Source organism: Burkholderia paludis, from assembly GCF_000732615.1.
Classification (GTDB): domain Bacteria; phylum Pseudomonadota; class Gammaproteobacteria; order Burkholderiales; family Burkholderiaceae; genus Burkholderia; species Burkholderia paludis.
Genome location: NZ_JPGL01000029.1, coordinates 84,512 through 110,727, shown reverse-complemented (window position 1 = coordinate 110,727; position 26,216 = coordinate 84,512). Strand labels below are relative to the sequence as shown.

At 65.2% G+C, this 26,216-nt stretch carries 24 protein-coding genes; 14 read left to right on the top strand and 10 right to left on the bottom strand.

Going from position 1 to position 26,216, the window contains the following annotated elements; translation table 11 throughout:
• Together GQ56_RS0119700 and GQ56_RS0119695 are read left to right on the top strand one after the other, a co-directional pair.
• Positions 1-523: alpha/beta fold hydrolase (locus GQ56_RS0119700; protein ID WP_043301499.1), on the top strand; the 523-nt coding region annotated here is incomplete at its 5' end.
• 27 nt (positions 524-550) lie between these two features.
• The gene (locus GQ56_RS0119695) at positions 551-2,101 is read left to right on the top strand and encodes an MFS transporter (protein ID WP_235212716.1); all 1,551 of its coding nucleotides are present in this window, start codon (positions 551-553) and stop codon (positions 2,099-2,101) included.
• A gap of 96 nt (positions 2,102-2,197) precedes the next feature.
• Here GQ56_RS0119695 and GQ56_RS0119690 read toward each other — a convergent pair whose 3' ends face one another.
• Positions 2,198-3,124: an amidohydrolase family protein gene (locus GQ56_RS0119690; RefSeq protein ID WP_031400249.1), complete on the bottom strand. Its 927-nt coding sequence runs from the start codon at positions 3,122-3,124 to the stop codon at positions 2,198-2,200.
• Positions 3,125-3,668: 544 nt separating this feature from the next.
• Positions 3,669-4,373, bottom strand: coding sequence for a TetR/AcrR family transcriptional regulator (locus tag GQ56_RS0119680; protein WP_031400248.1), 705 nt, complete (start codon positions 4,371-4,373; stop codon positions 3,669-3,671).
• 127 nt (positions 4,374-4,500) lie between these two features.
• Here GQ56_RS0119680 and GQ56_RS0119675 point away from each other — a divergent pair, with 127 nt between their 5' ends.
• The 11 genes from GQ56_RS0119675 to GQ56_RS0119620 all read left to right on the top strand — a co-directional run bounded on the left by GQ56_RS0119675 (position 4,501) and on the right by GQ56_RS0119620 (position 17,097).
• Positions 4,501-5,391: an alpha/beta fold hydrolase gene (locus tag GQ56_RS0119675; protein WP_031400247.1), complete on the top strand. Its 891-nt coding sequence runs from the start codon at positions 4,501-4,503 to the stop codon at positions 5,389-5,391.
• A 14-nt stretch (positions 5,392-5,405) separates the two neighbouring features.
• The gene (locus GQ56_RS0119670; protein ID WP_031400246.1) at positions 5,406-6,416 is read left to right on the top strand and encodes a VOC family protein; all 1,011 of its coding nucleotides are present in this window, start codon (positions 5,406-5,408) and stop codon (positions 6,414-6,416) included.
• Positions 6,305-8,176: a bifunctional 3-(3-hydroxy-phenyl)propionate/3-hydroxycinnamic acid hydroxylase MhpA gene (mhpA, locus tag GQ56_RS0119665; protein WP_235212715.1), complete on the top strand. Its 1,872-nt coding sequence runs from the start codon at positions 6,305-6,307 to the stop codon at positions 8,174-8,176. The genes GQ56_RS0119670 and mhpA overlap by 112 nt, the downstream gene beginning before the upstream one ends.
• Positions 8,177-8,200: 24 nt before the next feature.
• The gene (locus tag GQ56_RS0119660; RefSeq protein WP_031400244.1) at positions 8,201-9,010 is read left to right on the top strand and encodes a 2-keto-4-pentenoate hydratase; all 810 of its coding nucleotides are present in this window, start codon (positions 8,201-8,203) and stop codon (positions 9,008-9,010) included.
• Positions 9,007-9,954: an acetaldehyde dehydrogenase (acetylating) gene (locus tag GQ56_RS0119655; RefSeq protein ID WP_031400243.1), complete on the top strand. Its 948-nt coding sequence runs from the start codon at positions 9,007-9,009 to the stop codon at positions 9,952-9,954. The genes GQ56_RS0119660 and GQ56_RS0119655 overlap by 4 nt, the downstream gene beginning before the upstream one ends.
• Before the next feature lie 11 nt (positions 9,955-9,965).
• Entirely contained in the window at positions 9,966-11,009 is a 1,044-nt protein-coding gene (gene dmpG, locus GQ56_RS0119650) for a 4-hydroxy-2-oxovalerate aldolase (protein ID WP_031400242.1), read from the top strand.
• 86 nt (positions 11,010-11,095) lie between these two features.
• A complete protein-coding gene (locus GQ56_RS0119645; protein WP_031400241.1) occupies positions 11,096-12,142 on the top strand; it encodes an amidohydrolase family protein in 1,047 nt (348 codons plus the stop codon).
• Between the two features lie 118 nt (positions 12,143-12,260).
• Complete coding sequence (locus GQ56_RS0119640) at positions 12,261-12,986, top strand: OmpW/AlkL family protein (protein ID WP_031400240.1); 726 nt, start codon at positions 12,261-12,263, stop codon at positions 12,984-12,986.
• A 747-nt stretch (positions 12,987-13,733) separates the two neighbouring features.
• Positions 13,734-15,023: an NAD(P)/FAD-dependent oxidoreductase gene (locus tag GQ56_RS0119630; RefSeq protein ID WP_031400239.1), complete on the top strand. Its 1,290-nt coding sequence runs from the start codon at positions 13,734-13,736 to the stop codon at positions 15,021-15,023.
• Between the two features lie 17 nt (positions 15,024-15,040).
• On the top strand, positions 15,041-15,598 hold the full coding sequence (locus GQ56_RS0119625; RefSeq protein ID WP_031400238.1) for a helix-turn-helix domain-containing protein: 558 nt from the start codon (positions 15,041-15,043) through the stop codon (positions 15,596-15,598).
• 152 nt (positions 15,599-15,750) lie between these two features.
• Complete coding sequence (locus tag GQ56_RS0119620) at positions 15,751-17,097, top strand: glutamine synthetase family protein (RefSeq protein ID WP_031400237.1); 1,347 nt, start codon at positions 15,751-15,753, stop codon at positions 17,095-17,097.
• Positions 17,098-17,111: 14 nt separating this feature from the next.
• On the opposite strand, the gene GQ56_RS0119615 is transcribed toward GQ56_RS0119620, so the two are convergent.
• Positions 17,112-18,299 carry an FAD-dependent oxidoreductase gene (locus GQ56_RS0119615; protein ID WP_031400236.1) on the bottom strand — a complete coding sequence of 396 codons (1,188 nt, stop codon included), beginning with the start codon at positions 18,297-18,299 and terminating at the stop codon, positions 17,112-17,114.
• A 147-nt stretch (positions 18,300-18,446) separates the two neighbouring features.
• Between GQ56_RS0119615 and GQ56_RS0119610 the strand changes: the two genes are divergently transcribed.
• Positions 18,447-19,367 (top strand): LysR family transcriptional regulator, encoded by a 921-nt coding sequence (locus GQ56_RS0119610; protein WP_031400235.1) that lies wholly within the window; start codon positions 18,447-18,449, stop codon positions 19,365-19,367.
• Positions 19,368-19,428: 61 nt separating this feature from the next.
• On the opposite strand, the gene GQ56_RS0119605 is transcribed toward GQ56_RS0119610, so the two are convergent.
• The 7 genes from GQ56_RS0119605 to GQ56_RS0119575 form a co-directional block, all read right to left on the bottom strand.
• On the bottom strand, positions 19,429-20,292 hold the full coding sequence (locus GQ56_RS0119605; protein ID WP_031400234.1) for a hypothetical protein: 864 nt from the start codon (positions 20,290-20,292) through the stop codon (positions 19,429-19,431).
• 100 nt (positions 20,293-20,392) lie between these two features.
• Complete coding sequence (locus GQ56_RS0119600) at positions 20,393-20,950, bottom strand: GNAT family N-acetyltransferase (RefSeq protein WP_031400233.1); 558 nt, start codon at positions 20,948-20,950, stop codon at positions 20,393-20,395.
• 50 nt (positions 20,951-21,000) lie between these two features.
• On the bottom strand, positions 21,001-21,579 hold the full coding sequence (locus GQ56_RS0119595) for a hypothetical protein (RefSeq protein ID WP_031400232.1): 579 nt from the start codon (positions 21,577-21,579) through the stop codon (positions 21,001-21,003).
• 85 nt (positions 21,580-21,664) lie between these two features.
• The gene (locus GQ56_RS0119590) at positions 21,665-22,054 is read right to left on the bottom strand and encodes a lysozyme inhibitor LprI family protein (RefSeq protein ID WP_031400231.1); all 390 of its coding nucleotides are present in this window, start codon (positions 22,052-22,054) and stop codon (positions 21,665-21,667) included.
• A gap of 54 nt (positions 22,055-22,108) precedes the next feature.
• Complete coding sequence (locus GQ56_RS0119585) at positions 22,109-22,867, bottom strand: N-acetylmuramoyl-L-alanine amidase family protein (protein ID WP_031400230.1); 759 nt, start codon at positions 22,865-22,867, stop codon at positions 22,109-22,111.
• Between the two features lie 123 nt (positions 22,868-22,990).
• Positions 22,991-24,610: an NAD(P)-binding protein gene (locus GQ56_RS0119580; RefSeq protein WP_031400229.1), complete on the bottom strand. Its 1,620-nt coding sequence runs from the start codon at positions 24,608-24,610 to the stop codon at positions 22,991-22,993.
• Positions 24,610-26,124 (bottom strand): polyamine aminopropyltransferase, encoded by a 1,515-nt coding sequence (locus GQ56_RS0119575; protein WP_031400228.1) that lies wholly within the window; start codon positions 26,122-26,124, stop codon positions 24,610-24,612. Before GQ56_RS0119575 ends, GQ56_RS0119580 begins: the two co-directional genes overlap by 1 nt.
• Between the last annotated feature and the right edge of the window lie 92 nt (positions 26,125-26,216).

The window sequence follows — 26,216 nt, the reverse complement described above, 5'->3', positions numbered from 1 at the left end:
GATGGCGTCCCGCGATTGCTTGCCATTCCGGATCGTGGGCCCACGCTGGGATGGACGATTGACGCAGCTCATCCGGGGCACGGGTGGGCCGAGCCAGTTCGTGCCGATGCCGACCGAAGGCATCAAGCTGCTGCAGGGACTGTATCGCGAGCCGACGCTAGAGAACCTTCAGAAAATGCTCAACGTCTTCGTCTACGACGCGAGAACGATGACGGAAGAGCTGATGCAGACGCGGCTCGATAACATGCTTGCGCGGCGCGATCATCTCGAGAACTTCGTGAAAAGTCTGGCGGCCAATCCGAAGCAGTTTCCGGACTATGGTCACCGGTTGAACGAGATCAAGTCGCCCGCGCTCGTGATCTGGGGGCGGGACGATCGTTTCGTGCCGATGGATGTGGGGTTGCGTCTCGTGTGGGGCATGCCGAATGCCCAACTGCATGTATTCGGGCGATGCGGGCACTGGGCGCAGTGGGAGCATGCGGACGCATTCAATCGCATGGTGCTCGACTTTCTGCAAAGCTGAGCGTGCAGGCACTCGCGGTCGTCGCGGGTGCCGCGCCTCTTCCGCAAGCGGAGTGATGGCCGCAGCACGTTCGGAGAAGCCGCTTTTACCGGGTTGCCCGAGGCGCGGAACGGGTACGTTCCGTTCGGTGCGGATGAGCAGGCGTCGAGAGATCGCACGGTCTTGTTGCTGGAGGGCGCTCATGATGTTGCTGCCACCGTCTGCACAATCCATTGCCATCTGCTTGCGATCGCATTTGCCTGTTTTCCGGCGCAACCGGCCGAATGGCTGCGCGCCGGCAACCCCATCGAGCGTCACAAGGAGTCGGACATGAGCGCAGCACCCATGGAGGGCGCAGGTGCCAGTGGATCCAGCAAGCTGAAACTCGTCACCATCGTCGCAGGAGCAGCAATCGGCATGGCTCTGGGTTATGCCCCGGTATTCAATGCGACTGCCGGCGTATTCGCGCCCGTCATGCTGCGTGAATTTCACTGGACGCGGGAACAGGCTGCCATGTCCTACGCGGCGTCGATGGGCGGGCTCGCTGTGGCGAGCCCGTTCGTCGGCATGTTGATGGATCGCCTTGGCGTGCGCCGCGTGATTCTCGCTTCTGCAATCGCCTTCAGTCTTGCCGTGGCATGCATGGGGCTGCAGAGCGGTGCCATTGGAGCGTGGATTGCGCTATCGCTGGCGATCGGCGTGTCGGGAGCCGCAACGTCGGTGCTCGGTTACCTTGCGATTCTTCCGCAGTGGTTCGACCGGCGTCTCGGGCTCGCGACGGGTTGCGCAATGGTCGGACTCGGTGTGGGCACGGCCGCCGCGCCCACGGTCACCCAGCACCTCATCGCCGCATTCCACTGGCGCCACGCCTACCAGATCATCGCGTGCGTGTCGCTCGGGGGCTCGCTCCTTGCCTGTGCGCTGATCCGGGAGCGAAAGGTGGCGCGACGGCCACAAGCGGACGATCGCCTTGCCGATATCACCGGCGCAGAGCAGACATTCCCGGCGGTCAAACTCGGCACGATCGTCGTGGTCGCCTTTCTCGCTTCGAGTGCGACACTCTCGCTCAATCCGCATTTGCCGGTGCTTCTAGCGGATCGCGGCCTGTCACCCGGGGCTGCGGCGAACTGCGCGTCGCTTGTCGGCGTCGGGATACTCGTCGGGCGCCTGATTTCCGGCGTACTGATCGATTACCTTCATGCGCCGCTCGTCGGCGCGGGTTTCCTGCTTGCCGGCGCGTTGGGGTACCTGCTGCTCATGAACGCTGCGTCCCTGCCATCCGTGCTGCTCGCGTGCGCCTGCATCGGCGTCGCGATAGGGGTGGAAGGTGATCTGCTTTCCTATCTCGTCCGTGCCTATCTGGGGTTGAGGCGTTTCGGTCTCCACTACGGGATCGCGTTCGCGGGCTATGGTGTCGGCGCAGTCGTGGGCCCCCTCGTGGCGGGACGCTATTTCGACCTGTATCGCAACTACGCGTTACCGCTCCGGCTCGCTCCGATCGTGCTGGTCATCGCCAGCGTGCTGCTCGTTTCGCTCGGCAAATATCGCACGTTGCGATCAGATCGGCCGAAGGGCAAGTTCGTGAGCGCAGACACCTGAATGGCAGGGGCGGCGGAGGGAAGAACCCGCTGTTGACCCAACGTGGAAGCGCACGAGAAAAAAGGGGCGCCGGCATCCGTTGCCCCAAACTTCTTCTTACCCCGCCGCCAGTCGCGGGAACAGACGTTCCGCGTTACCGCGATAAATTGCGTGTTGCTGCGCTTCCGTCAGCGCAAATGCTTCGAGCATCCGGGTGAAATCGACTGACCGGTCCTTGCTGGCATACGGCCAGTCGCTTCCGAACGTGATCCGGGACGGATCGGCGAAGGCAAGCAACGCCGGCAATGCGTAAGGGCTGCTCGAGAGCGCCGTGTCGAAGTAAAAGCGCCTGAGACGCGCCAGGCCGGCCTCGTTGCTGTCGTCGGGTGACACGACGCGCGCAATTCGCTGTGCTGCGTAGGGGACAAACCCGCCTGCGTGCGACAGTATGAATTTCACGTCAGGAAAGCGCTCGAGCCAACCGGCTTTCGCAATGTTGATCGCCGCGCGAGTCGTGTCGAGCAGAAAGTCTGCCGCATACGGGGGAATCCCGGGCACCGGCTCACAGGGCAGGTCGCCGGGGTGAATGAAGACGACTGCCTGACGGTGGTTCAACTCATCGAACAGCGGTGCCCAGGATTCATCACCCAGGTACGTGCCTCGTACGTTACCGATCAGCACCACGCCGTCCGCACGGAGCGTATCCATCGCATAGGTCGTCTCCGCGATTGCGCCCTCGACATCCGGTAGCGTCAGCGTCGCGAAGAATCCGAAGCGGCCGGGGTATCGTGAGACAACGCCGGCCGCGAATTCGTTGACCTCCCGCGCCTTCTCGCGCGCCTCGATGTCGTCGCCCAGATGAACCCCCGGCGTCGATACGGAGAAAATGCCCGTGGCCGTCCCCTCTGCGTCCATGAGCTCGAGGGCTCCTTCTTCGCTCCAGTGCGGGATCGCGAGACCTCCCGCTGTTATGCCGCGACTTTCCAGCCACGCTGCATAGGATGGCGGCACGATGTGATGGTGCGTATCGATTTTCCTGGGCATGTTGCCTCTCCTGGTTGTGCTATGCGACGCGAGGTCTTCGCGCGCTCGGCGGATCTTCCACACCAGTCTAAGGACGCCGGCAGGACCGTCAAATCATTCTCCGGCGTGTGCAAGGAGTGCACCGACAAACCGCTTTCGATGTCCATCGACGACATCGACGAAGGGGGGGCATAGGTGCACCGAGGCGAGGTGAATCGAAGCGATGACGGCTCGCGGGCGGTGACGCCATGTTGATCGCGTGCCGGTTCTGGTTGTCCGATGCTTCGCCGGCGTCCCGCGATTGCTTGCCATTCCGGATCGTGGGCCCACGCTGGGATGGACGATTGACGCAGCTCATCCGGGTTGCCTGTCGTCGTTTGCAGCAGGTCCAATCGCTCCCGGTTCGATTCAGGCTGCGTACTACGGGTTGGTGGATTCGTCCGAAAGAACGCGGGGGCTACTGCTACGTGAAGCAATAGGCGCCCGCGAATGATGGCGCATGGATGGCCGGGTTGAGTCGCCTCGATCGGCGGTTCCGCCTGATGGCGTGCCGCGAGGCGGTCGATCATGACCGGGGGGCGGGTGTCTTCGCCGCACGCACACGTCCCCGCTCCAGCAGTGACGTTTCAGGCGGCGTGACCAGCGTCAGTTGGTCCAGCACGAGTCTCTGCGCTTCCTCTCCGTCGACACCCAGGCCGCGCAGAATCGCGGCAACGATCTGTTCGGGCGATTCGGCCACCTCACCGTTTTCGCTGAATCGATGAATCGTCGTGAGGGCGGTTCCTGCAATCATGTCGAGCGCCAGATCGACCGTCACACCCTGAAATCGGCCGGTCGCCAGGCCTTGATGGATGTGGACCGGCAGGTACACGTAGATCAGGCTGCTCGGGCCGACGGCATGGACGCCAGCTGCTGAAATGAAGCGGGCAAGCAGCGGATAGGCGCGTGCGGCATACAGAAACATCCGGACGCCGCACGCAATTCTTCGGGCTGGATCGTCGTACACGCCCACGACCGCTTCGATCAAGCGAAGCAACTCGTCGTTGAGCTCCTGCGTCACTGCCTCGAGCAGTTCTTCATTCGTCCGGAAGTAGTTGTAGAAGGTGCCTTGCGACACATCGGCTGCCGCAATGACGTCCTGGATGACACTGGCGCCAATCCCTTTCTCGGCAAAAACGAGCATCGCGCTTTCGATCAGCCGCGCGCGCATCCGTTCGCGGCGCTGCGCAGCAACACGAGTCCGATGATCAATGGTCGTGGATTCACTCATGTATCGATTATACGGTGCGGCTGACGGACGTCCGACCACGCGCTAGGTAAAAACGAGAGTATTGTCATAATGACATTTGTCTCAGTAGAATAATTCACACCTCGCGAAATCAGGAGCAGTCGACGCCATGGACACCCCCGCCATCACGCACGCAATGCGCCAACGCACCGTCACGGTCGGCACGCGGCAAATTTTTCTATCGGAAGCAGGCGATGGGCCCGCCTTACTGATGCTGCATGGCGGTGGGCCGGGCGCATCGGGCCTGTCGAACTACGCGCGGAACATCGAGGCGCTCGCGCAGCATTTTCGGGTGCTGGTGCCCGACATGCCCGGGTTCGGTCGGTCCACGAAAGGCGTCGACCGCAACGATCCATTTGGAGATCTCGCGGAAGGCATGCTCGGCATGCTGGACGCGCTCGGTATCCCGAATGCGCACGCGATCGGGAATTCTCTCGGCGGGGCCTGTGCACTTCGCATGGCGCTGGAGTGCCCTCAAGCGGTGGGCCGACTCGTGTTGATGGGCCCCGGCGGAGTGAATACGACGCGTCAGGTTCCCACGCCGGGCCTCAAGCGTTTGCTGAACTATTACAAGGGCAATGGCCCGAGCCTCGGGAAGCTCACGACGTTCATTCGCGGCGATCTCGTTTTCGACGGCAGTCTCGTGCCGCAATCGATGATCGAGGAGCGCTTTCGGGCCAGCATCGACCCCGCCGTTGTCGCGAGCCCGCCATTGCTGGGCCCCAAGGGTATCCCGAAGTTCAGTCATATCGACTTCACGCGGGATGCGCGACTGGCATCCGTGCGCAATCCGACGCTCGTGTTGTGGGGCGTGGATGACAAGGTCAACCGAGCCAGCGGCGCGTATGCGCTCCAGAAACGCATGCCGAACTGTGACGTCTACCTGTTCAGCAATACCGGACACTGGGTCCAGTGGGAGCGGTCGAGCGAATTCAACGCCGCCGTGCTGGCATTCCTTGCGCAGAGCGATGCGAAAGCGCGCGTCGTCGCTGCCCGTTGATCGAGGGAGATGTCATGCCGACTATCGTCAGCCCGCGGTCCTCACCAGGCAGCCTGTTCGGTCGTGTCCGGATGGGCTATCTGCTGGCCGAATCGTCCCGGCTTCGCGAATGGACGAAATTCGCGTCGGAAGGCTTGGGGCTTCACGTAGATACCTCCAGTCCCGGCGTGGTCGCATGCCGCATCGACTCGCACGATCGGCGGCTGATCATCCGTGACGGCACGGCCGAGGATGTCATTGCAATCGGATGGCAGCTTGATGACCAAGATGCGCTCGAACTTGCCGTCGCGCGAATCTCCGCGCTCGGGGTTCGTGTGGAGGAGGGGAGCAGGGAAGAAGCTGCCATGCGCGGAGTGAGGCGATTCTGGTTTTTTGCCGGGCCGAAGAAGCTGCGCACGGAATTGTTCACGGAGCCGGTCATCAGCGATCTTCCGTTGCGCATGAGTGCGACGGGCTTTGTGACAGGCGCGTCGGGGATGGGGCATGTCGCCGTCACGACCCGGCAACCGGAGGTGATGCAGCAGTTCTGGAAAGATGTGTTCGATGCGCGCCTTTCCGACGAAATCGAAGACAGGATGCAAGGCCTGAATCTCGATTTCGCGTTCCTCAGATTCAACGAACGACATCATTCGTTCGCCACTGCATCGACACGTGGTATTCGCCTGAATCCCCTGCGCACGCAGATCCATCACATGAATCTTCAATGCGCATCGCTCGACGATGTGACGCAGGCGTACCTCAGGTGCCGGGCGATGGGCTATCCGATCGCGAATGCAATCGGCCAGCATCCCAATGATCGTGAACTCTCTTTCTACGTTCAGACGCCGTCGGGCTTCGAGATCGAGCTCGGCTGGAACCCGATTGTGGTCGACGAACAAACGTGGCGTCCGGCGATTTATCGAGGCATCAGTCTATGGGGCCATCGTCCCGAAAACATGAGCCTTGGCGTGAGGTTGGGGCGCGCTCGCCGCGCGCTTGCATCGCTGACGCGTCCGGAATTTTTTCTACAAGGAGAACGGTCATGAACGGAGCACATCCGAATGATGGGTGCGATGTCGCGATCGTCGGATTGGGGCCGACTGGCCTCATTCTCGCGCACATGCTCGGCCAGGCTGGCCACCAGGTCGTCGTGCTGGAGCGCGAACCCGTGTTCTACGGTAACGCGCGAGCGGTATACACCGACGACGAGTGCATGCGGATTTTCCAGCATCTCGACGTGGCCGACGAAATCCAGTCGCGGATGATGATGGAAACGCCCGTTCAGCTCGTTCGGCGCGACGGCACGCCGATTACCCAATACATGCCGCGCAAGCGTCCGTTCGGCTGGCCGGTGATCAACTTCTTTTACCAGCCGTACCTGGAAACGACGCTGGCCGAGACGCTCGCACGTTATCCGAACGTCGACGTGCGGCGGGGCCGCGAAGTCGTCGACTTCGCCCAGGACGCAGACGGCGTGAGCGTCACGCATCAGGCGACGCGCGAAGCGCGGTTCAGCGACAGTCACGATGCGCGCGTGCACATGGAAGGCGATCCCGATGTCAGAACACTGCGGGCGCGCTACATGGTCGGCGCCGACGGCGGCCGGAGCATCGTTCGCACGAAGCTCGGGATCGAGATGTCCGGCAAGAGCTTCCCTGAGCCGTGGCTCGTCGTGGACCTCGAACGCAGGCCCGGAACCGACGCATTGCGTCATCTGCCGTACTTCAACTTCGTCGTCGACCCAAAGTTGCCGGTCGTGAGTTGCGTTCAGCCCGGAAAATTCCACCGGTTCGAATTCATGTTGATGCCGGGCGAAACGAAGGAAAACATGGAGCGGCCGGAGACGGTCCGGCAATATCTGTCGCTGTTCGTCGATCCCGATCAGTTCGTGATCAAGCGCAAGCTCGTCTATACGTTCAACGCACTGATCGCGTCGCAGTGGCGGGTCGGACGCGTGCTGCTCGGCGGCGACGCGGCTCACATGACGCCGCAGTTCATGGGGCAGGGCGCGAGTTCCGGCGTGCGCGACGCGTACAACCTCGGCTGGAAGCTCGATCTCGTCTTGCGCGGCCTCGCGGCCGACGCGCTGCTGGACACATACCAGTCGGAACGGCATGCGCACGCGAAGGCGATGATCGACACGTCTGTCCTGCTCAAGAACGTCGTATCGGCACGCAGTCTGTCCGCCACGCTGGTGCGGGACACGTCCCTGGGCATTATCCGGGCCATACCGCCGCTTAGGCGCTGGCTTGAGGGAGGCGGATTCAAGCCGATGCCCATCTATCGCAAGAATGCGTACCTGGGTTTGCCGCGCCGTCGCCGACGCGGTCCGGAGGGCGCGTTGATTCCACAACCCGAGGTGCGCCTTTTCAACGGTGACAGGAAGAAGCTGGACGACCTGCTCGGCCACGGTTTTTCGCTGATCGGATTGAACGTCGATCCCTCTCGCTGCATGGACGATGTGTCACGGGCAACGCTCGGCGCATTGTCGGTGCGCAGCGTGACGATGTACGCGTACGGTGGCCGCCCGCAAGGGCTCGAAGGCGTCAATCGGGACAATGCGATCGAGGTGGCCGAAGTCGAGGATATCGATGGCGAGATGATCGCGTGGTTCAACAAGGCGGGGTTCAAGACGCAGGCCGTTGCGGTATTGAGACCCGACCGCTTTGCCTTTGCCGTCGTTTCCGTCAGCGAGCTCGACGGGACCATTCGCCAGCTACGGGAGCGGCTCGGATTCAGGGCCGACGCAGGCGACGGATTCGCCCGCATGTCAAAGACCGCGCCGGCCGTCGCGCAAGCGGCCTGATCCACGATGTCAAATTCCTCCGCCATGTCTCATTCATTCGACCAGGCAGCCGTTCAGGCGGCTGCGAAAGTTTTGCGCGACGCGCGTGAATCACGCACACCGGTCGACCCGATCGCCACGCGGTTCGGCATTGCCGGTCTCGATGCGGCGTATGCCGTCTCGGCACTCAACACCGCGGCTCGGATCGCCGACGGACGACGCATCGTCGGCAAGAAGATCGGCCTGACGTCGGTTGCCGTCCAGCAGCAGTTGCGAGTCGATCAGCCCGATTTCGGCGTGCTGTTCGACGACATGGAATACCTCGATGGCGACGAAGTGCCGCTGAGTCGCCTGATGCAGCCGAAGATCGAGGCGGAAGTGGCGTTCGTCGTCGGGCGCGACATGGCCGATGAAGCACCGAGCTATGGACAGGTACTGTCGGCGCTCGACTATGCGCTGCCGGCACTCGAGATCGTCGACAGCGCGATCTCGGACTGGCGCATCGCGCTCGAGGATACGGTTGCCGACAACGCATCCTGCGGCCTCTACGTGCTCGGCGATCAACCGGTGTCGCTCGGTGGCATTTCCATCGGGGATCTGGGCATGTCGATGATGCGCGACGGAAAGACCGTGTCGACCGGAACGGGTGCCGCGTGCCTCGGCCATCCGTTGCGGGCCGTGTACTGGCTGGCCCGCATGATGGCGCGGCACGGGCAGATTTTGCGTGAGGGCGACGTGATCCTGTCGGGTGCACTGGGTCCGATGGTGCCGGTTGGCGCCGGAGACACGATTCACGCGCAGATCGGTGCACTCGGCAGCGTCAGCTGCCGTATCGGACAAGGGCAAGCTCGATGAGCAAGAAACGGAAAGTCGCGATTATCGGCAGCGGGAATATCGGCACCGACCTGATGATCAAGATCCTGCGTCACGGCGAGCATCTCGAGATGGGCGTCGTGGCAGGGATCGACGCGGCGTCGGACGGGCTGCAGCGCGCGGCGCGCCTGGGCGTTGCGACGACGCACGAAGGTGTCGAAGGACTGGCACGCATGCCCGTGTTCGACGAGATCGACATCGTGTTCGATGCGACGTCGGCCACGGCGCATACGCGGAACGATGCGTTCCTGCGCACCGTCAAGCCCGGCATTCGCGTCGTGGACCTGACGCCGGCCGCGATCGGGCCGTATTGCATCCCGGTGGTGAACGGGGAGCATCATCTCGACGCACTGAACGTCAACATGGTGACGTGCGGCGGGCAGGCCACGATTCCGATGATCGCCGCGGTATCGCGGGTCGCGAAAGTGCACTACGGCGAGATTGTCGCGTCCATCTCGAGCCGGAGTGCCGGGCCAGGCACGCGCGCCAGCATCGACGAATTCACCGAGACGACATCACGGGCGATCGAAGAGGTCGGCGGCGCCGTGAAGGGGAAGGCGATCATCGTGCTCAATCCCGCCGAGCCCCCGCTGATGATGCGCGATACGGTGTACACGCTGAGCGACTTCGCCGATGAGCGCGAAATCGAGGCATCGGTCGCCGGGATGGTGGAAGCCGTTCAGTCGTATGTGCCTGGGTATCGACTGAAACAGCGTGTCCAGTTCGATCGCATCGAGGCCGAGCGGCCGATCCGGATCCCGGGCGTCGGCGAGCGAATGGTCGGCCTCAAGACCTCGATCCTTCTGGAAGTCGAAGGGGCTGCGCACTACTTGCCGTCTTATGCAGGCAACCTCGACATCATGACGAGCGCAGCCACGGCCGCGGCAGAACGGATCGCGGCCCGCCTCGGAGCCAATCAACAGTGAGTGCCTTTCCGATGGACAAGAAGCTCCATATCTCCGACGTGACGCTGCGCGACGGTAGTCATGCCATCCGCCATCAGTACAGCCTCGCGCAAGTGCGAGAGATCGCCGCGGCACTCGATGCGGCCGGGGTCGATTCGATCGAAGTCGCGCATGGCGACGGGTTGCAAGGCAGCAGCTTCAATTACGGATTCGGCGCGCATACGGACGTCGAGTGGATCGAGGCCGTGGCTGGTGTCGTCACGCACGCGAAGGTCGCGACGCTACTGCTGCCCGGGATCGGCACCGTCCATGATCTGAGGGCCGCATACGACGCCGGTGCGCGGATCGTTCGCGTTGCGACCCACTGTACCGAAGCCGATATTTCACGCCAGCATATCGAGTACGCGCGGGAACTCGGGATGGACGCAGTGGGTTTCCTGATGATGAGCCACATGCAGACGCCTCGAGCGCTGGCGGAGCAGGCAAGGTTGATGGAGCGCTACGGCGCTACCTGCTGCTACGTGGTGGATTCGGGCGGCGCGATGAACATGAACGACATCCGCGACCGGATGCGTGCATTCAAGGACACGCTGAAGCCCGAAACCCGGACGGGGATCCATGCGCATCACAACTTGAGTCTGGGTGTCGCGAATTCGATCGTCGCGGTTGAAGAGGGCTGCGACCGGATCGACGCCAGTCTTGCAGGCATGGGAGCAGGCGCCGGCAACGCACCGCTCGAGGTGTTCGTCGCGGCAGCCGATCGCCTTGGCTGGCGGCATGGTACCGACCTTTACCGCCTGATGGACGCGGCCGACGACATCGTACGCCCGCTCCAGGATCGCCCGGTGCGGGTCGATCGCGAGACCCTTGCATTGGGTTACGCCGGCGTGTATTCGAGCTTCCTGCGTCACGCGGAGCGGGCCGCCGCGAAGTACGGGCTCAAGACCATGGAAATTCTCGTGGAGCTGGGTCGGCGCGGCATGGTCGGTGGACAGGAGGACATGATCGTCGACGTTGCCCTGGACCTCGCGAGCGCGTCCGGGACTGTACGCGGCGCGTCGGCTTCCTCGATCTAGGGCGCAGGTGTTCACTCCGCTCGACGAAGCGGGCGGCATGCTTTTATTTGATTCGGACTATATATTATTTTTAATTGGAGAATAGGGTGGGCCGTATCGACGTTCATCATCACTTTGTTCCACCCGTATATCGGGCCGCCATGTCCAGGCGAGGCCTGGCAAAGGTTGCGGGTGCCGATCTCCCCGCCTGGACCGAGAAGGAATCGCTGGCGGTGATGGACGCCCATGCCATTCAAGTCGCGTTGCTGTCGATCTCGGCGCCGGGCGTGTATTTCGGTAATCTCGATGAAGCGTGTTCGCTTGCCCGAGAATGCAACGAGTACGCGGCCGAACTGCGTCAACGACATCCCGATCGTTTTGGGTCATTTGCGGTCTTGCCCATGCCGTTTACCGATCGGGCATGCAGCGAGGCGATTCATGCTCTTGATGTGCTCGGGGCAGACGGCATCGTCCTGCTAGGGAGTACCGAGGGGCGCTTTCTGGGTTCGCCGGAATTCGACGAGCTGATGGCCGAGCTGGACAGGCGGCAGGCGGTTGTATTCGTGCATCCGAACCTGCATCGGTCAAGCGAAGAGATCGGGTTGATCGCCCCGGGCTTTCTGATCGAGTTTATGTGCGATACGACGCGTGCGGCGTTGAACCTCGTCCTGACCGGCACGATGGAGCGCTATCCCGATATCCGCTGGATTCTGCCGCATGCGGGCGGCTTCGTTCCGTATGTCGCGTGGCGTCTGTCGCTCGCCAATCTTCTTCCCGAGTTCGTATCGAGCATGCCGGCAGGCATGCTGACCTATATCCGGAGATTCCACTTCGACACTGCGCTCTCTCCGGCCGACTTTCCACAAGCGGCGCTGCGCGAACTGGTCGATCCGTCCCAGGTGCTGTTCGGCAGCGATTTCCCGTTCGCGCCTGCACCGGTGACAGCCATGCAATGCGACACGCTGGAGCATTCGAATGTTTGGGGTGCCGATGCACGCGCGCTGATCGAATCGGGTAATGCTCAACGGCTGTTTCCCCGCCTGGGGGGCTTGCACGTGAGCGCGCCCACGAATCGTACCGATCCGTTGACGTCCCTGAAGCGGGTTGCTGCCGTGACGAGCGTGCGCGTGATCAGCTGGCTTAGAAATCGTTGACCGATATTCCGATGTGTCTTGCGACGGAATATTCGGGACCTGGCGGACTCCCCGCCAGGTCCCGAATGACGAATCCTGCATCACTGGAAATACCTTTATAACAACCTCTGGAGGCCATATGAAGCATGCGAGCGCGGCAATACTCTTGTCGATGTCAGTCGTTTCGTCCGTTTATGCACAATCTTCGGGACAACTGATGATAAACGCGGGGTGGTTGCACATGGCGCCTCAGGATTCCAGCGAACCGTTGACGGTCAATGCCCTCGGCCGGTCGAACACGATGGCCGGAAGCGGAGCGAGCATCTCGGATGCCGATACGGTTGCACTTACGGCGACCTACTTCGTGACCGACCATATTGCGTTGGAGACGATACTGGGCGTTCCGCCGAAGCTCCGTCTCACCGGTACGGGGACGCTTGCGGGGCTGGGGGAGTTGGGAACGGCGCGAGCCTGGAGCCCGGCGATCATCGCGCAGTACCATTTCGGCGAGCCGTCGGCACGTTTACGGCCGTATGTGGGCGCGGGGATTTCTTATGTCTGGTTCAATGGCATTGACCTGAGCAATCCGGTTGCTTCGGGCAAGCTCCTGTACTCGCCCACCTTCGGCACGCGCCTCGAAGGGCCTACATCGGTATCACTGAGCAAGTCCTTTGCCCCGATTCTCAACGTAGGCCTGACCTACAACATCGATACTCACTGGTCCATCGGTGCTTCGTTTGCGTACGCGTGGTTATCCACGAAGGCGACGATCACGACGCACTCGCCTGTCGGGACCGTTACGAGCACGACACGATTGAAGATCAATCCAATCATGACCTTTGCGTCGCTTGGCTATCGCTTCTGATCGAAAGCTGCACAAGGACTGTTCGTCCGCGCCCAGTTCCCTCAGGCGCGGATTAAGGTACGACATATGGCAGGGGCCGGTCCGCGATGTGATCAGCCCTGTCGCGCGAAATGCGGAGGATCTACAGGACAGCAATGCGGTACGCAATTCCTCGCGTGCAAGCACCCGGCACAGGAATTCTCCAAACTGAAGCAGGATCGCCGCCCGTACAAATTCGCTGCAGCTTTCCTGATGGAAAGTCTACCGCTCGTCATGGAATTCACGGCTGTCTGGGGCCACGAGTGCAATGCCGATGAGGTCACAGTTCAGAAAATCAGTGAACTCGGTTTTCACAAAGAGGTGCAATGACAGCGAGGATTTCTCCATCGGCCTGGCGTCAGTGTGCAGCCGCCAGCCAGGCTGTAGTTTTGCGGAAAATACCGTCGCCAAGCGCCGTATGTGACCCTCGACGGTAGCACGCGTTATTCGGAACGTTCCTGCGTCAACGTGAGGAAGGGTGCGTCTAGCAAGGAAGCAAGTGTAATTTCAGGTTTACGCCTGCCGTTGCACGCGGAATTGGCGCAATTTTAGTTCGTCGGACTTCGGACTACAAGGTTTCAACTTGGACGAAAAAATCCAAGTTGGGTGCATCTCGACACCTTCGCTATTTTTCCGACGACCGGGGTTGCGGTTTACCCGCTTGTCCTCGTGAAATTGCCGTGCTAATTTTTCATGAAATTTCTAGGCGTAAATTTCACGGGAGCCCGCATGTTCGTGCAGTCCGACCGTCACGTCGCCAGCTACTACGCCGGTACCTACCCGGCGCCGATCCCGCATCGTCCGGAACTGGACGCGCGCATCGACGCCGACGTACTCGTCGTCGGCGCGGGCTTCAGCGGGCTGCATACCGCGTTGCGTCTCGCGCTGGCGGGCAAGCGCGTCGTCGTGCTCGAGGCGAGCCGCGTCGCGTGGGCCGCATCGGGCCGCAACGGCGGGCAGGCGCTGCTTGGCTGGTCGTGCGACATGCAGCCGCTCGAGGATTCGCTCGGCCGCGACGGCGCGCGCCTGCTGTGGGACAGCATGCGCTGGGCCGCGGCCGAAGTGCGCGAATTGCCCGCGCGGCACGGTTTCGACATCGACTACCGGCCCGGCAGCCTGTGGGCCGCCGTGCGGCCGCGGCGCGTCGCGATGCTCGCGCAGGCCCGCGACGAGGCGGCCGAACGCTGGGGCTACGACCGGCTGCGCGTGATCGAGCGGGCCGAGATGCCCGAATGGATCGGCGGCACGCGCTATCTCGCGGCGCTTTACGATCCCGAGGCAGGGCACCTGAATCCGCTGAAGCTCGCGCTTGGCCTCGCGCAGACGATCGAGCGCACGGGCGGCCGCATCTTCGAGCAGAGCCGCGTGCTCGACTGCCGCGAGACGCCCGGTGGTTACGTGGCCCGCACGGCGCGCGGCGAAGTGCGCGCGGACGTGCTCGTGCTGGCCTGCAACGCGTATGTCGACCGGCTCGACCGCGACCTCGCGCGCCGGTTGCTGCCGGTCGGCACGTACCAGGTGGCGACCGCACCGCTCGCGCCCGACGTGGCGCGTTCGCTGCTGCCGCAGAACAGTTGCGTGATCGACAACCAGTTCGTGCCCGACTATTTCCGCCTGAGCCCCGACAGCCGTCTGTTGTTCGGCGGCGGCTGCACGTATCTCGGCGGCATCCCTGCCGATATCGCGGCGGCCACGCGCCCGCACCTCGAACGCGTGTTTCCGCAACTGGCCGGCGTGCCGCTCGATTACGCGTGGGGCGGCCATATCGACATCAGCATGCGCCGCACGCCGGACATCGGCCGCCACGGCCAGCGTTTCTGGCTGCAGGGCTTCTCGGGCCACGGCGTGCTGCCGACACTCGCGGGCGCGCGTGCGGTGGCCGACGCGGTGCTCGGCGATGAACGCCTGCTCGCGCAGTACCAGCGCATCCGCAATCCGCGCTTCCCCGGCGGCGACCGGCTCGCCGCGCCGCTGGAAGCGATCGGCAAGGCCTGGTACCGTCTGCGCGATACCGTCTGACCGCACCGGAACCCATCATGAACGAACAGGAAGAGATAGAAAGTCTGGCGATCCTGATCCGCGACCTGCGCAAGCACCGCAAGGTCACGCTCAACGATCTCGCGGAGCGGATCGGCCGCTCGGTCGGCTTTCTGTCGCAGGTGGAGCGCGGGCTGTCGCGCCCGACGGTCGCCGATCTCACCGCGATCGGCGAGGCGCTCGGCGTGCCGACCACCTATTTCTACAGCCTGAGCAAGCCGCGCAGCGTGCCGTGGGTCACGCGGCCCGACGAGCGGCGCACCGTGTATTACGCGGCCGGCATCACCGACATCCTCGTATCGCCGAACATGCGCTCGCGCTTCTCGGTCCTCGAAAGCCATCTTGCGCCCGGCGCGAGCAGCGGCGAGCGGCCCGTCGACGACAGCGACGAGCAGGGCGGTTTCATCCTCGAAGGAGAACTGACGATCTGGATCGACGGCGACGACACACCCGTCACGCTCGGCCCCAACGACGCATTCCAGCTTCCCGCGCACAAGCGCTTCCGTTATGCCAACCTGACCGACGCGCCGACGCGCGTGATCTGGGTATTCACCTGAGTTGTCGGCGGGGCGGGCGGCATCGCAGGCCGTCGCGCCACGCAGCCTGTTTGCAGTACTGACTTGAATGCGGCGCCCGCGATCCGGCGTGCCGCATGAATCCGGTCTGCCGCGCCGCGGCACCGCCAAACAAGACATGGAAAGGATGAGACATGGCTGACGTCGTTCCCGCGCTGGTCGGTGAGGTCCGCGCATTCCGGCAGGCGCATCCCGAGATCCGTTATGTCGACCTGATCTGCCTCGACCTGCCCGGACACTTTTACGGCAAGCGCTACCCGATCGATGCGCTCGAGAAGGTCGCCTCCGGCTCGCTGCTGAAGCTGCCGCAGAACTGCGTGCTGCTCGGCACGCAGGGCGGCCTCTACAAGATCGGCGACTACTGCTTCAACGACGGCGACCCGGACGCGCCGCGCCGGCTGATTCCCGGCACGCTGAAGCCCGTGCGCTGGGAGCGGCAGCCGCTCGCGCAGATGCTGATCAGCTCGGACGGCACCGACGCGCCGATCGAGTTCGAGCCGCGCGAGGTGCTCGCGCGCGTGCTGCGGCGTTTCGCGGCGCGCGGCATCCGGCCGGTCGTCGCGTTCGAGCTGGAGTTCTACCTGTTCGCCGCGCAGCTCGCGGAAGGGCTGCCGCAGTATCCGCGCGACCGACTGAGCGACGACCGCGACGATCAGCCGAACATGCATATCGAGCGCCTGTCGCGCTTCTCCGACGTGCTGCACGAGATGGTCGAGGCCGCATGCGAGCAGGGCGTCGACGCGACGGTGATCACGGCCGAGCTCGGGCCCGGCCAGTTCGAGATCAATTTCGGTCACACCGACGACGCGCTGCGCGCGGCCGACTGGTCGGCGCTGTTCTGCCGCAGCACGCGCGGCGTCGCGCTGCGGCACGGCTATCGCGCGAGCTTCATGGGCAAGCCGTACCTGCATGCGCCGGGCAGCGGCATGCATGTGCACGTGAGCCTGTACGACGACGCGGGGCGAAACCTGCTCGCGGCGGACGGGCAGCGGCCGCTGCGGCACGCGGTGGCCGGCTGCCTCGCGCTGCTGCCGCACTGCATGCCCGTGTTCGCGCCGAATCACAATGCGTTCCGGCGCTACGGCTCGATGGTGAATGCCGCGAGCCGCGCGAGCTGGGGCTTCGAGGATCGCGACGCGTGCATCCGGATTCCCGAATCGGACGCGCGCAACCTGCGGATCGAGCACCGGCTCGCGAGTGCGGACGCGAACCCGTATCTGGTGCTCGCCGCGATTCTCACCGGGATGGAGCACGGGCTCGACGCGCGGCGCGAGCCGATCGCGCCGCTCAACGAGGATCGCGGCAGCGGGATCGATTTCCCGAAGGAGATGCTGTCGGCCGTCGCGGCGATGCAGGATCACGCGGCCGTGCGCGACGGGCTCGGCAGCGAGTTCGTGATGGTGTATTGCGAGAACAAGCGGCAGGAGGAGCTGGATTTTCGCAACGAGATCGGCGCGCGGGAGTATCGGTGGTTTCTGTGAGCGGATGTCGACGCTCACGCATCCTGCCGCTCGCGCACCTGCGCCATCGGCAGGTGCGCGCCCCACGCGTTCGTCAGGGCCTCGATTTCCGCGACCGGTTCGATCTGTTGTCGCGCGCTTTCGCTCGCGTTCTCGCCGAATAGCAGGTGTGCAAAATCGCGCGCACGTTCGGTGATCGCCGCGGTTTTCGGGCGGCGCAGCATCGTGAAGGATACGAGCGCGGCCTCGAGGTCACTGCCGTTGCCGGCCCCGTGCCCGTCGAGGCAACGGGCAAGATGCCACGCGTCCTCGAGCGCCTGGCAGGCGCCTTGTCCGGAGGTCGGTAGCGGTGCGTGCGCCGCATCGCCGATCAGCAGCACGTTGCCGCGGTGCCATACGTCGACCGGATCGAGATCGTGCACGCGGATCTTCGTGATCGTGTCCGACGGTGTCGCACGTATCACGTCCGCGACGGGGGCCGGCCACGTCGCGAAGCGCCGTTCCAGCATCGCGCCGGGATCGCGTTCCGTCGCGTCGCCCGGATCGGTTTCGGGCCATGCCGCCGCCCAATACATCCGATGCCGGTCCACCGCGACGATGCCGAAACGCTCGCGTACGCCCCAGTAGTCGAATATCGACACCTCGTCGACCAGCGGCGCATCGCGCTGCGCGATACCGATCCAGTTGACGAATCCCTGGTAGACGGGCGTGTTGTGGCCGACCACGTAGTGTCGCGCGACGGAGTTCATGCGGCCGTCCGCGCCGATCACGAGATCGGGGGCGACCGTCGTTCCGTTGTCGAAGCGAACGACGGCGCGGCCGTCCGTTCCGGTTTCGATGGCCGTCGCACCGTGGCCGAAGCGGACGTCGATGCCGCGCGCGGCGAGGTGCCGTGTCAGCACGGCCTGCAGGTCGCGCCGCAGGATCGAATGCGTGGGGAATCCCATGCGGCGGTCGAGTGCGCGGATATCGGTGACCTTGAGCGGGGCGCCGTGCCGGTCGATGCAGCGCATCGCATGCAGGTGGCCGCCGACCTCGACGATGTCCGGCAGCAGGCCGAGTTGCGCGAGCACGAAGCCGGCGTTCGGCCACAGCACGACGCCCGCGCCCATCGTCGATTCCGACGGCCGGCGTTCGTACAGGCTGATCCGGTGTCCGCGCCCGGCGAGTGCGAGCGCGGTGCTCATGCCGGCCACGCCGGCGCCCAGAATGGCGATTTCCATCTTGCTCCTTCCTTGTGTCGTGCGCGCTCGCCGCTGCGCGGGTTCGCGTGTCGGCGTCGCATTGACGGGATGAGCATCGTAAATTATGGTTTCGGGCGGGATAAGCCGTGAAAATCGGCACGCTTTGATACCTGGAATGGGCGAATGATGCGGAGCAAGCTGGATCTGAACGCGGTGCGGGTGTTCGTGTCGGTCGTCGACGAAGGCAGCTTTGCCGGCGCCGCGCGCGTGCTCGCGATGCCGGGTTCCAATGTGAGCCGCCACGTGGCGCAACTGGAGTCGAGGCTCGGCGTGCGTCTGCTCGAGCGCAGCACGCGGCACTTGCGCATGACCGAGGCCGGGCGGCTGCTGCACGAGCGCGCGCGACCGATGCTCGATGCGCTGACGCAGGCTGAATTCGAACTGACGTCGCAGCACACGGAGCTGCGCGGCGTGCTGAAGCTCTGCGTGCCTGGCGAAATCGGGCCACGCATGCTCGGGCCGATCGTCGCGGATTTCGCGAGGCGTCACCCCCGCGTCGAAATCGACTGCGATACCAGCCTCGCGGGCATGTCGACGCTGCGCGACGATATCGACCTGTCGATCATCGTCAATCGCGGGAAGCTGGACGACAGCGCATTCGTCGTCAGGCCGCTCGTGCGTTTGCCGAGCGTCGTCGTGGCCGCGCCGTCGCTCGTCGAACGGACCGGGTTGCCGACCCGGACGGAGCAGCTCAGGCAACTGCCGTGCATCACGACGTTGAGCACGCTGAAAGGGCGACCGTGGCAATTTGCCGACGGTGAAGGGCGGATTCACAAGATTCCGGTGGCAAGCCGGTATCGCGTCAATAGCGGCGAGATGGCAGGGCTGGCCGCGGTGAACGGGATCGGTTTTGCGATTCTCGTCGAGCGCATGTGCGCGGTCGAGCTGGCCGAAGGGCGGCTGGTGCGCGTGCCGCTGGAGATGACGCCTGCGCCGCTGGAACTGCATGCCGCTTATGCGAGCCGGAATTCGGTCAATGCGAAGATCCGCGAGTTGCTGCAGATGATGCAGGCGCGGCTGGCGGAATGGGGGACGAGCCTTTCATGACGATCGTGTCGCCGTCCTGGCGGGCGACGGGTGCCGGTTCGTGCGCTTGCCCGGTGTTTCGTTATCCAGGCGGGTTGCTCGCGCCGTAACGGGAATAAAACCGGTACGGCAGATCGGCGAGTTCGCTTTCGACGTGATCGTGCCGGCCAAGCGACTGAAGCCAATCGAGGAATGTGGCTTCGGTCATCACCGCTCGCAACGTGTCGACCGCCGCGTCGCGATTCGCGGAAGGGGCGAATTCAAGGGGCGTGGCGTCGCGGTCGGTCGAGCCGCTCAAGTAGCGCGCGCCCTGCCAGTCGATGCGCGGATAGTCGCGGGGGCTGAATCCGGATGGCTGCCGGACGCGGCCGCGGAGCATGTCGTCCGCTCCGACGAACCAGATCATCAACTGCGCGCGCCAGAGCGGATCGTCGATGGCGAGCACCGATGTCAGCCACGGGCGAATTTCCGGCGTTTCGAGGTATTTGACGCAAAGGAACATCGATGACGAGAATTTTCCGCTTGCATTGAACCAGTCTCCGGTGCCGGATTGCCGGTCGGGGTGCCGGTTGAAGCACGCCGCTGGATCGAGTGCGCCCGACGGCCAGCATCCGGGGTCCATCAGGCTTTGCCCGAGCGTATCGAGCATGTCGCGGCGATACCCCGGATAGGGTTCGGACGAGATGCGACCGGGATGCTGCGAAACGAACGCGGCGATCAGCCATTCCAGCAGGGCATGCTGTTGCCTTTCGTGGCAGCGCGGCATCAGTTGCACCAGCAGGTAGTGATACCACTGCCGCCACTCGTCGAGGGGGCCGAACGAAGTCGTGCCGATCACGATTTCTTCGAGCGGCGTGTCCAGCCGCGCGATGTCGATCGACTGGAGGTCGTCCTGCAACTCGGCGAATGTCCGTCGCGATTCGCCCATGAACCACGCTTCGCCCATCGGCGTCTTCGGGCGCGGAAATGCCGCGCTCGGTCTCGCCGATGCCGAAGCGGAGCGCCCGGCCCCGGGAATCCAGCGAAACGGGGTGGGCCGGGCCGGCTCAAGATGTTGCCGCCTCGCCATGCGCCGCGCCCGGTAGCGCGCGCCAATAGCGCACCTCTTCGATAGGGCTCCCGTCGATCTCGAACGTCTTGATGTCGTCTTCGGCGATGAAGCCTTCGCGTTCGTAGAATGCCCGCGCGCGCCGGTTTTCCGCCAGCACCCAGAGCGACGCCCAGCCGTGGCCCATGTCGCGCAGCGAGCGGCAGGCATGGTCGACCAGCGCCGCGCCGATGCCTTGCCCGCAATGCGAGGGATGCAGATAGATCGCCTCGATCTCGCCCCAGCCGCGATCCTTGTCGGCGTCGCGCGTCGGGCCGTACGCGATCCAGCCGGCTATCCCGTCCTGCGTGCACGCGAGCGCGACGCGCGGCCGCCCGGCGTCGAGCGCGCCGCGCCACGCGGCGGTGCGCCGTTCGACCGACAGGCCGGAGAGGAACGGGGCCGGCATGATGCCCGCATAGGTTGCCTGCCACGAGGCGACGTGAATGGCCGCAATCGCCGGCGCGTCGGCGGGCGTGGCCAGGCGGATGTCGATCGTCGTCGTATTCGGTGCCATGTCTCCTCTGCCTGATCGGTGGCCGCGCGTCGCGTTGTCGCGCGCGGAATTCAGTGTGCCGGGTCCGGACTGTCGTCGATCGCGAAGCGGTATCCGATGTCGACCTGCGACGCGTCCTGCGGTGTGTCGGTTTTCGTCAGCACGAACTCGAACGCGGGCTCGAACCCGCCGTTGCGCGGCACTTCCCCGCCGAGCACCTCGACGTCGTACCAGCCGTTGTCGACCTCGATCGCGGGCCGGCCCGGTTCGCGGTAGCGCGCGAGCAATGCGTCGACGGTTGCGTCGGTGAAGCGTTCCAGGATGCGCCACGTGTAGAGCATGACCGAACGGTGTTCGACGCGCAGCACGTAGCCGCCGCGTCGGTGCCGCAGGCGGCTTCCGGTCTTCAGCAGTTCGGGCGTGTCGCCGTCCAGCGTGAAGACGATCGTGTACGGGTGGTTCTCGATGCCGGCCAGCGGAATGACGACGCCTTCCAGCACGGCGCGATCGCCGCTGTCGTCCGTCGTGAACGCCGCCGCGAGGTTGTCAGGCAATCCGTTGCGCGCCTTGAAGCGCTTCAGCAGCAGAAGATCGCCGACCAGAAAATAGTCGATCAGGTCATTGAGGACTTCGGAGAATTCGTGTCGCATTGCCAATCCTTTCGTGGCGCCGGGGCCGACGGGCAAGGGACGATGCGCCGCCCCGTGCCCGCCGGGCCCCGACGCCCCGGCTGCCTTACTCGCCGAGCTTCGACGCCACGCACCCGGTGCTCGAGCATTCCCGCTCGCGCTCGCGCAGGAACGACAGCCGCGACTGCGTCATGTCGGTCGCGCACTGGATGTCCACGAGGTAGCTGGTGTTGCGCGTCTCGCTGCATTGCGCATCGCGTTGCTTCAGCCACGCGAGCTGGCCGGCCTTCAGCGTGGCCTGCTGGTCGCCGCTCAGTTGCTTGCGCAGGCGGCCGTACTCGTCGTTCAGATCGCGGTCGGACTGCGAGAACTGGTTGCTGGTGCAGTACACCTGGTCGAACGCGCTGTGCGGTTTTGCACAGCCGGCCGCCTGCGCGGCGAACGGCATGGCGAGCGCGAGCAGCGCGCAGGATGCGAACAGGTTCTTGTTTTTCATGACGATGCTCCTGACTGGGTGAAAACCGATGGGCCCGAAGGGCGGTACCGCCGCTTATTGCGGCGTCGTGCACGCGTCGATGCCGCCCGCGATCGCGGCGGACAGGCGCTGAATCGTCTCGCGTCGCGCAAGCCGCGCTTCCTCGTCCGGATTGACGATCACGCCCGCCTCGACGAGCACGGCCGGAATCGGCGCGGTGCGCAGCACGACGAGATCGTCGAAGCGGTGGATGCCGAGTTGCGGGTCGAGCAGCGGGCGGTTCTCGCCGCGGATCGGCTGCGCGTGATACAGCGACGGCCGTTCGCCGGCCGCGACCAGCCGCTCGGCGATCGCCTTCGCGCAACGCAGGCTTTCCGCATAGTGCGGATTGCGCTGCGACACGAACACCGCGAAGCCGCGGAATTCGCGCTGCCGGCCCGCGTCGATGAACTGCTGCTGCATCGAGTCGTGATGGATCGAGACGAACAGGTTCGCGTCGGGCGCCTGCGTCGAACGCTGGTCGAGCGCGATCTCGCGGCCGTCGGCCGACGTGCGCAGCACGCGGTCGCCGTGCGCGGCGAGCCGTTCGGCGACCGCCGCGGACAGGTCGAGGTTGTACAGGTATTCGACGCGGCCGCTCGCGCCGGTGGAGCCCGGGTGAGCCGGCGTATGGCCGGTGTCGACGACGATGTAGCGCCCGGAGGCGGGCGCGGCGTCGGCGGCGACGTCGGCCGCATGCAGCGCCGGCGGGGCGCCGAGCAGCGGGGCGCATGCGAGCGCGCGCACGGCGGCGCGCGCGAACGGGCGAAGGCGTCGGAAGGTTCGGTTCGTCATTGTTGTTGTCGAGGAGGGCTACGGCGCGTCTGGCGGTGCGGCTCCGTCGGCCTGCTCGATGCAGTCGGAATGTCGCGCGATTATAGCGGGTGGCGGCGTCGCCGCCATGACGGATGTCGACCGTCAGGCCAGCACGCGCCGGGCCGCGAGCATGCCCCAGTACGACGCTTCCTCGAACAGCGACAACCCGGACAGGTCCGCATGCGCGAACACGACCGGGCCGTCGGCGTCGCGCAGCGCGAGCAGCCCCGGCCGGCTCAGGAAGCCGACGTCGGGCGTCGCCATCGCGTGGCCGCGCACGGTGATCTCGAGCGCCGTCGCATGCTTCCACAGTTCGCGCCCGTAGACGGCCTGCAGGTCGATCGCCGCCTGCTCGCGCAGCGCGTCGGGCTTCGCCTGCGCGAGCCAGCGCCGCGTGTCGTCGGGCGAGCGGGTGCTCAGCGCCTGGTAGGCGGAGAACACCGAGCGCGTCGGCGGCGACATCCGGATCAACTGGTGGGTCGAGACGACGTAGCCGAGCCCCGCGCCGTCGTAGACGACGTTGTCCCACGCGAGCGGCACGCCGGCCTCCTCGGCCGGCATGCCGTCGAGCAGGAAGTTCGACACGAGCCATGGCGCGCGCGGCGGCAGGTCGCGCGCGGGATCGAAGCCGTAGGCGGAAAGCTGCGGAAACACGCGCGCCGCGACGAACAGCGGCATCGCGCAGACGACGCGCCGCGCCTTCAGCGTGAACGTCGACAGCGCGCCGTCGTCGCCGAGGCGCGCGCACAGTACGTCGACGCCGCCCGCGCGTTCGGTGGCGCGCACCGCGAAGCCGTCGCGCGACCACGCGTTCGAGCCGGTGCGCGCGCCGATCGAATCGCACAGCTTCGTCACCATCGTGTGCAGCCCGTCGGGCCAGGTGAGCACCGCGCCGTCGCCCGCGTCGCCCGCGTGGCCGCCGCGCGACGAGAAATAGTGCAGGCCGGCCCAGGCCGACACGCGCTCGTAGCCGGCGCCGTAGTCGTCGCGGCAGCAGTAGTTCAGATACCAGTGCAGCGCCTGCGCGGTGTAGCCCTCGTCGAGCAGCCACTGCCGGAACGAGCGCCGGTCGAGCGCGCGCCAGCGCGGGTCGCGCGACGATTCCGCGATCGGGATGCAGAACACCTTGCGGCCGTCCGCGCCGCGCGCGGTGCGCAGCCCGTCCGTGTACGCGAAGAAGCGCGCCTGCTGCGCGAGCGCGTCGGCCCCGAGGCCGGCCGTCGGCACGATGCCGTCCTGCCACTGCCCGGCGATGAAGAGCCGTTCGTCGGGCGCATGGACGAGCACGCGCTCGTCGAACACGGGGCGCGCGGAGAACGGGGCCGATTCGATCACGCCGAGATCGGCGAGCATGTCGCGCAGATGCGCGGATTCGAGCGACGGCAGCGGCAGGTAGTGCGCGCCTTTCGGATAGCCGAGATCGCCGAAGCGGCCGCCGGCCGCATTGCCGCCGAATTCGGGGCCCGCGAGCACGGTGAAGCGCGTGTGGCCCGCGCGCGCGAGCTGCCAGGCGCACGACAGCCCGGCCGCTCCCGCGCCGAGGATCGCGACATCCGTCTCGAGCGTGCCGGACGGCGGCGGCAGCGCGGCATGGTCGCGCAGCGCGTGGCCTTCCCGCATGCCGGGGTAGTCGACGCGCGGCGTCGTTTCGATCCAGCCGGTGCGCCCGCACGCGGCGAGCGACGCGGCCGCCGATGCGACCAGGAAGGTGCGGCGGTCCATCAGCGCAGCACGTGTTTCCAGTCGTCGTCGAAACGGCGCACGAGCGGCTGGTCGTTGAGTTCGTTCGGCGACATCGGCAGCGCCGGCATGTCGGCCGGGAAGTGGAACATCTCGACGGCCGTCTGCGCGTCGAGCCAGCGCGTCGGCACCGAGTAGTGCGTCGGGATCGTGAAATCGCGGCGCTTGCCGGCGATCACGAAGCCCCAGTCGCCGAACGACGGCACGTAGCAGTGGTACGGCCAGGTGTTGAGCCCGGCTTCGTGCAGCGTCGCAATGATGGTCCAGTACGCGTGCGGCGCGAAATACGGCGACGTCGACTGGATCACCGCATAGCCGTTCTCCGACAGGTGGCGTGCGAGCAGCCGGAACACGGGTACCGAATACAGCCGGCCGAGCCCGAAGTTGGTCGGATCGGGGAAGTCGACGACGATCGCGTCGTACACGTCGGCGTTCGATTCGAGCCAGCGCACCGCGTCGTCGTTGATCACGTGCACGCGCGGGTCCTTCAGCGAGCCCTGGTTCAGCCTGACGAGCGGCGCGGACGTCGAGAACAGCTTCGTCATCGCGGGATCGAGATCGACGAGCGTGATCTGCTCGAGGTTGCGGTGCTTGAGCAGCTCGCGCACCGCGAGACCGTCGCCGCCGCCGAGCACGAGCACGCGCCGCGCCCACGGCAGCGCCTCGATCGTCGGATGGATCAGCGCCTCGTGGTAGCGGTGCTCGTCGCGCGTCGAGAACTGCAGGTTGCCGTTCAGGTACAGCCGCATGTCGTCGTGCCACTGCGTGAGCACGATGCGCTGGTACGGCGTCGTTTCGGAATAGATCGTCTCGTCGCCGTACACGCCGTGCTCGGCCCAGTGCGTGATGCGGTCGGAGAGCGCGAAGCCGGCGACCAGCAGCCCGATCACGAGCGACGCGCGCATCAGCTTGCCGCGCACGTTGCGGATCTCGTCGCGGAACAGGTGGGTCGTCCACAGGGCGACAAAGGCGTTCAGGAGGCCGAACAGGAAGCTGGTGCGCAGCAGGCCGAGCCGCGGCGCGAGCACCAGCGGGAAGATCAGCGACACGGCGAGCGAGCCGAGATAGTCGAAGGTCAGCACTTCGCTGACGGTGTGGCGGAAGGCCTGGCGCCGCTGCTGGAACGCGCGCATCACGAGCGGGATCTCCATCCCGATCAGCATGCCGAGCGCCAGCACGAGCGCATAGAGCGCCGCGCGGAACGGCGCGGCGAGCCACGCGAACACCGCGAACAGCAGCGCGGCCGATACGCCGCCGAGCAGCCCGACGAGCAGCTCGATGTCGACGAAGCGGTCGAGCACGTCGTCGTCCTCGACGAACTTCGCGAGCCACGAGCCGATCCCCATCGCGAACAGGTAGCAGCCGATCACCGACGAGAACTGCAGGATCGAATCGCCGAGCAGGTAGCTCGACAGCGCGCTGCTGATCAGTTCGTAGCCGAGCCCGCACGACGCGAGCACGAGAATCGACAGGACGAGCGCGCGCCTATGCAGCATGGCGGGTCCGTTGTGCGGTGCTCGGCAATGTGGATATACTGGCGCGGAATTTTGTCCGTGGGCCCGGTGCGGGCCGGCCGGCGGCGGGGCGG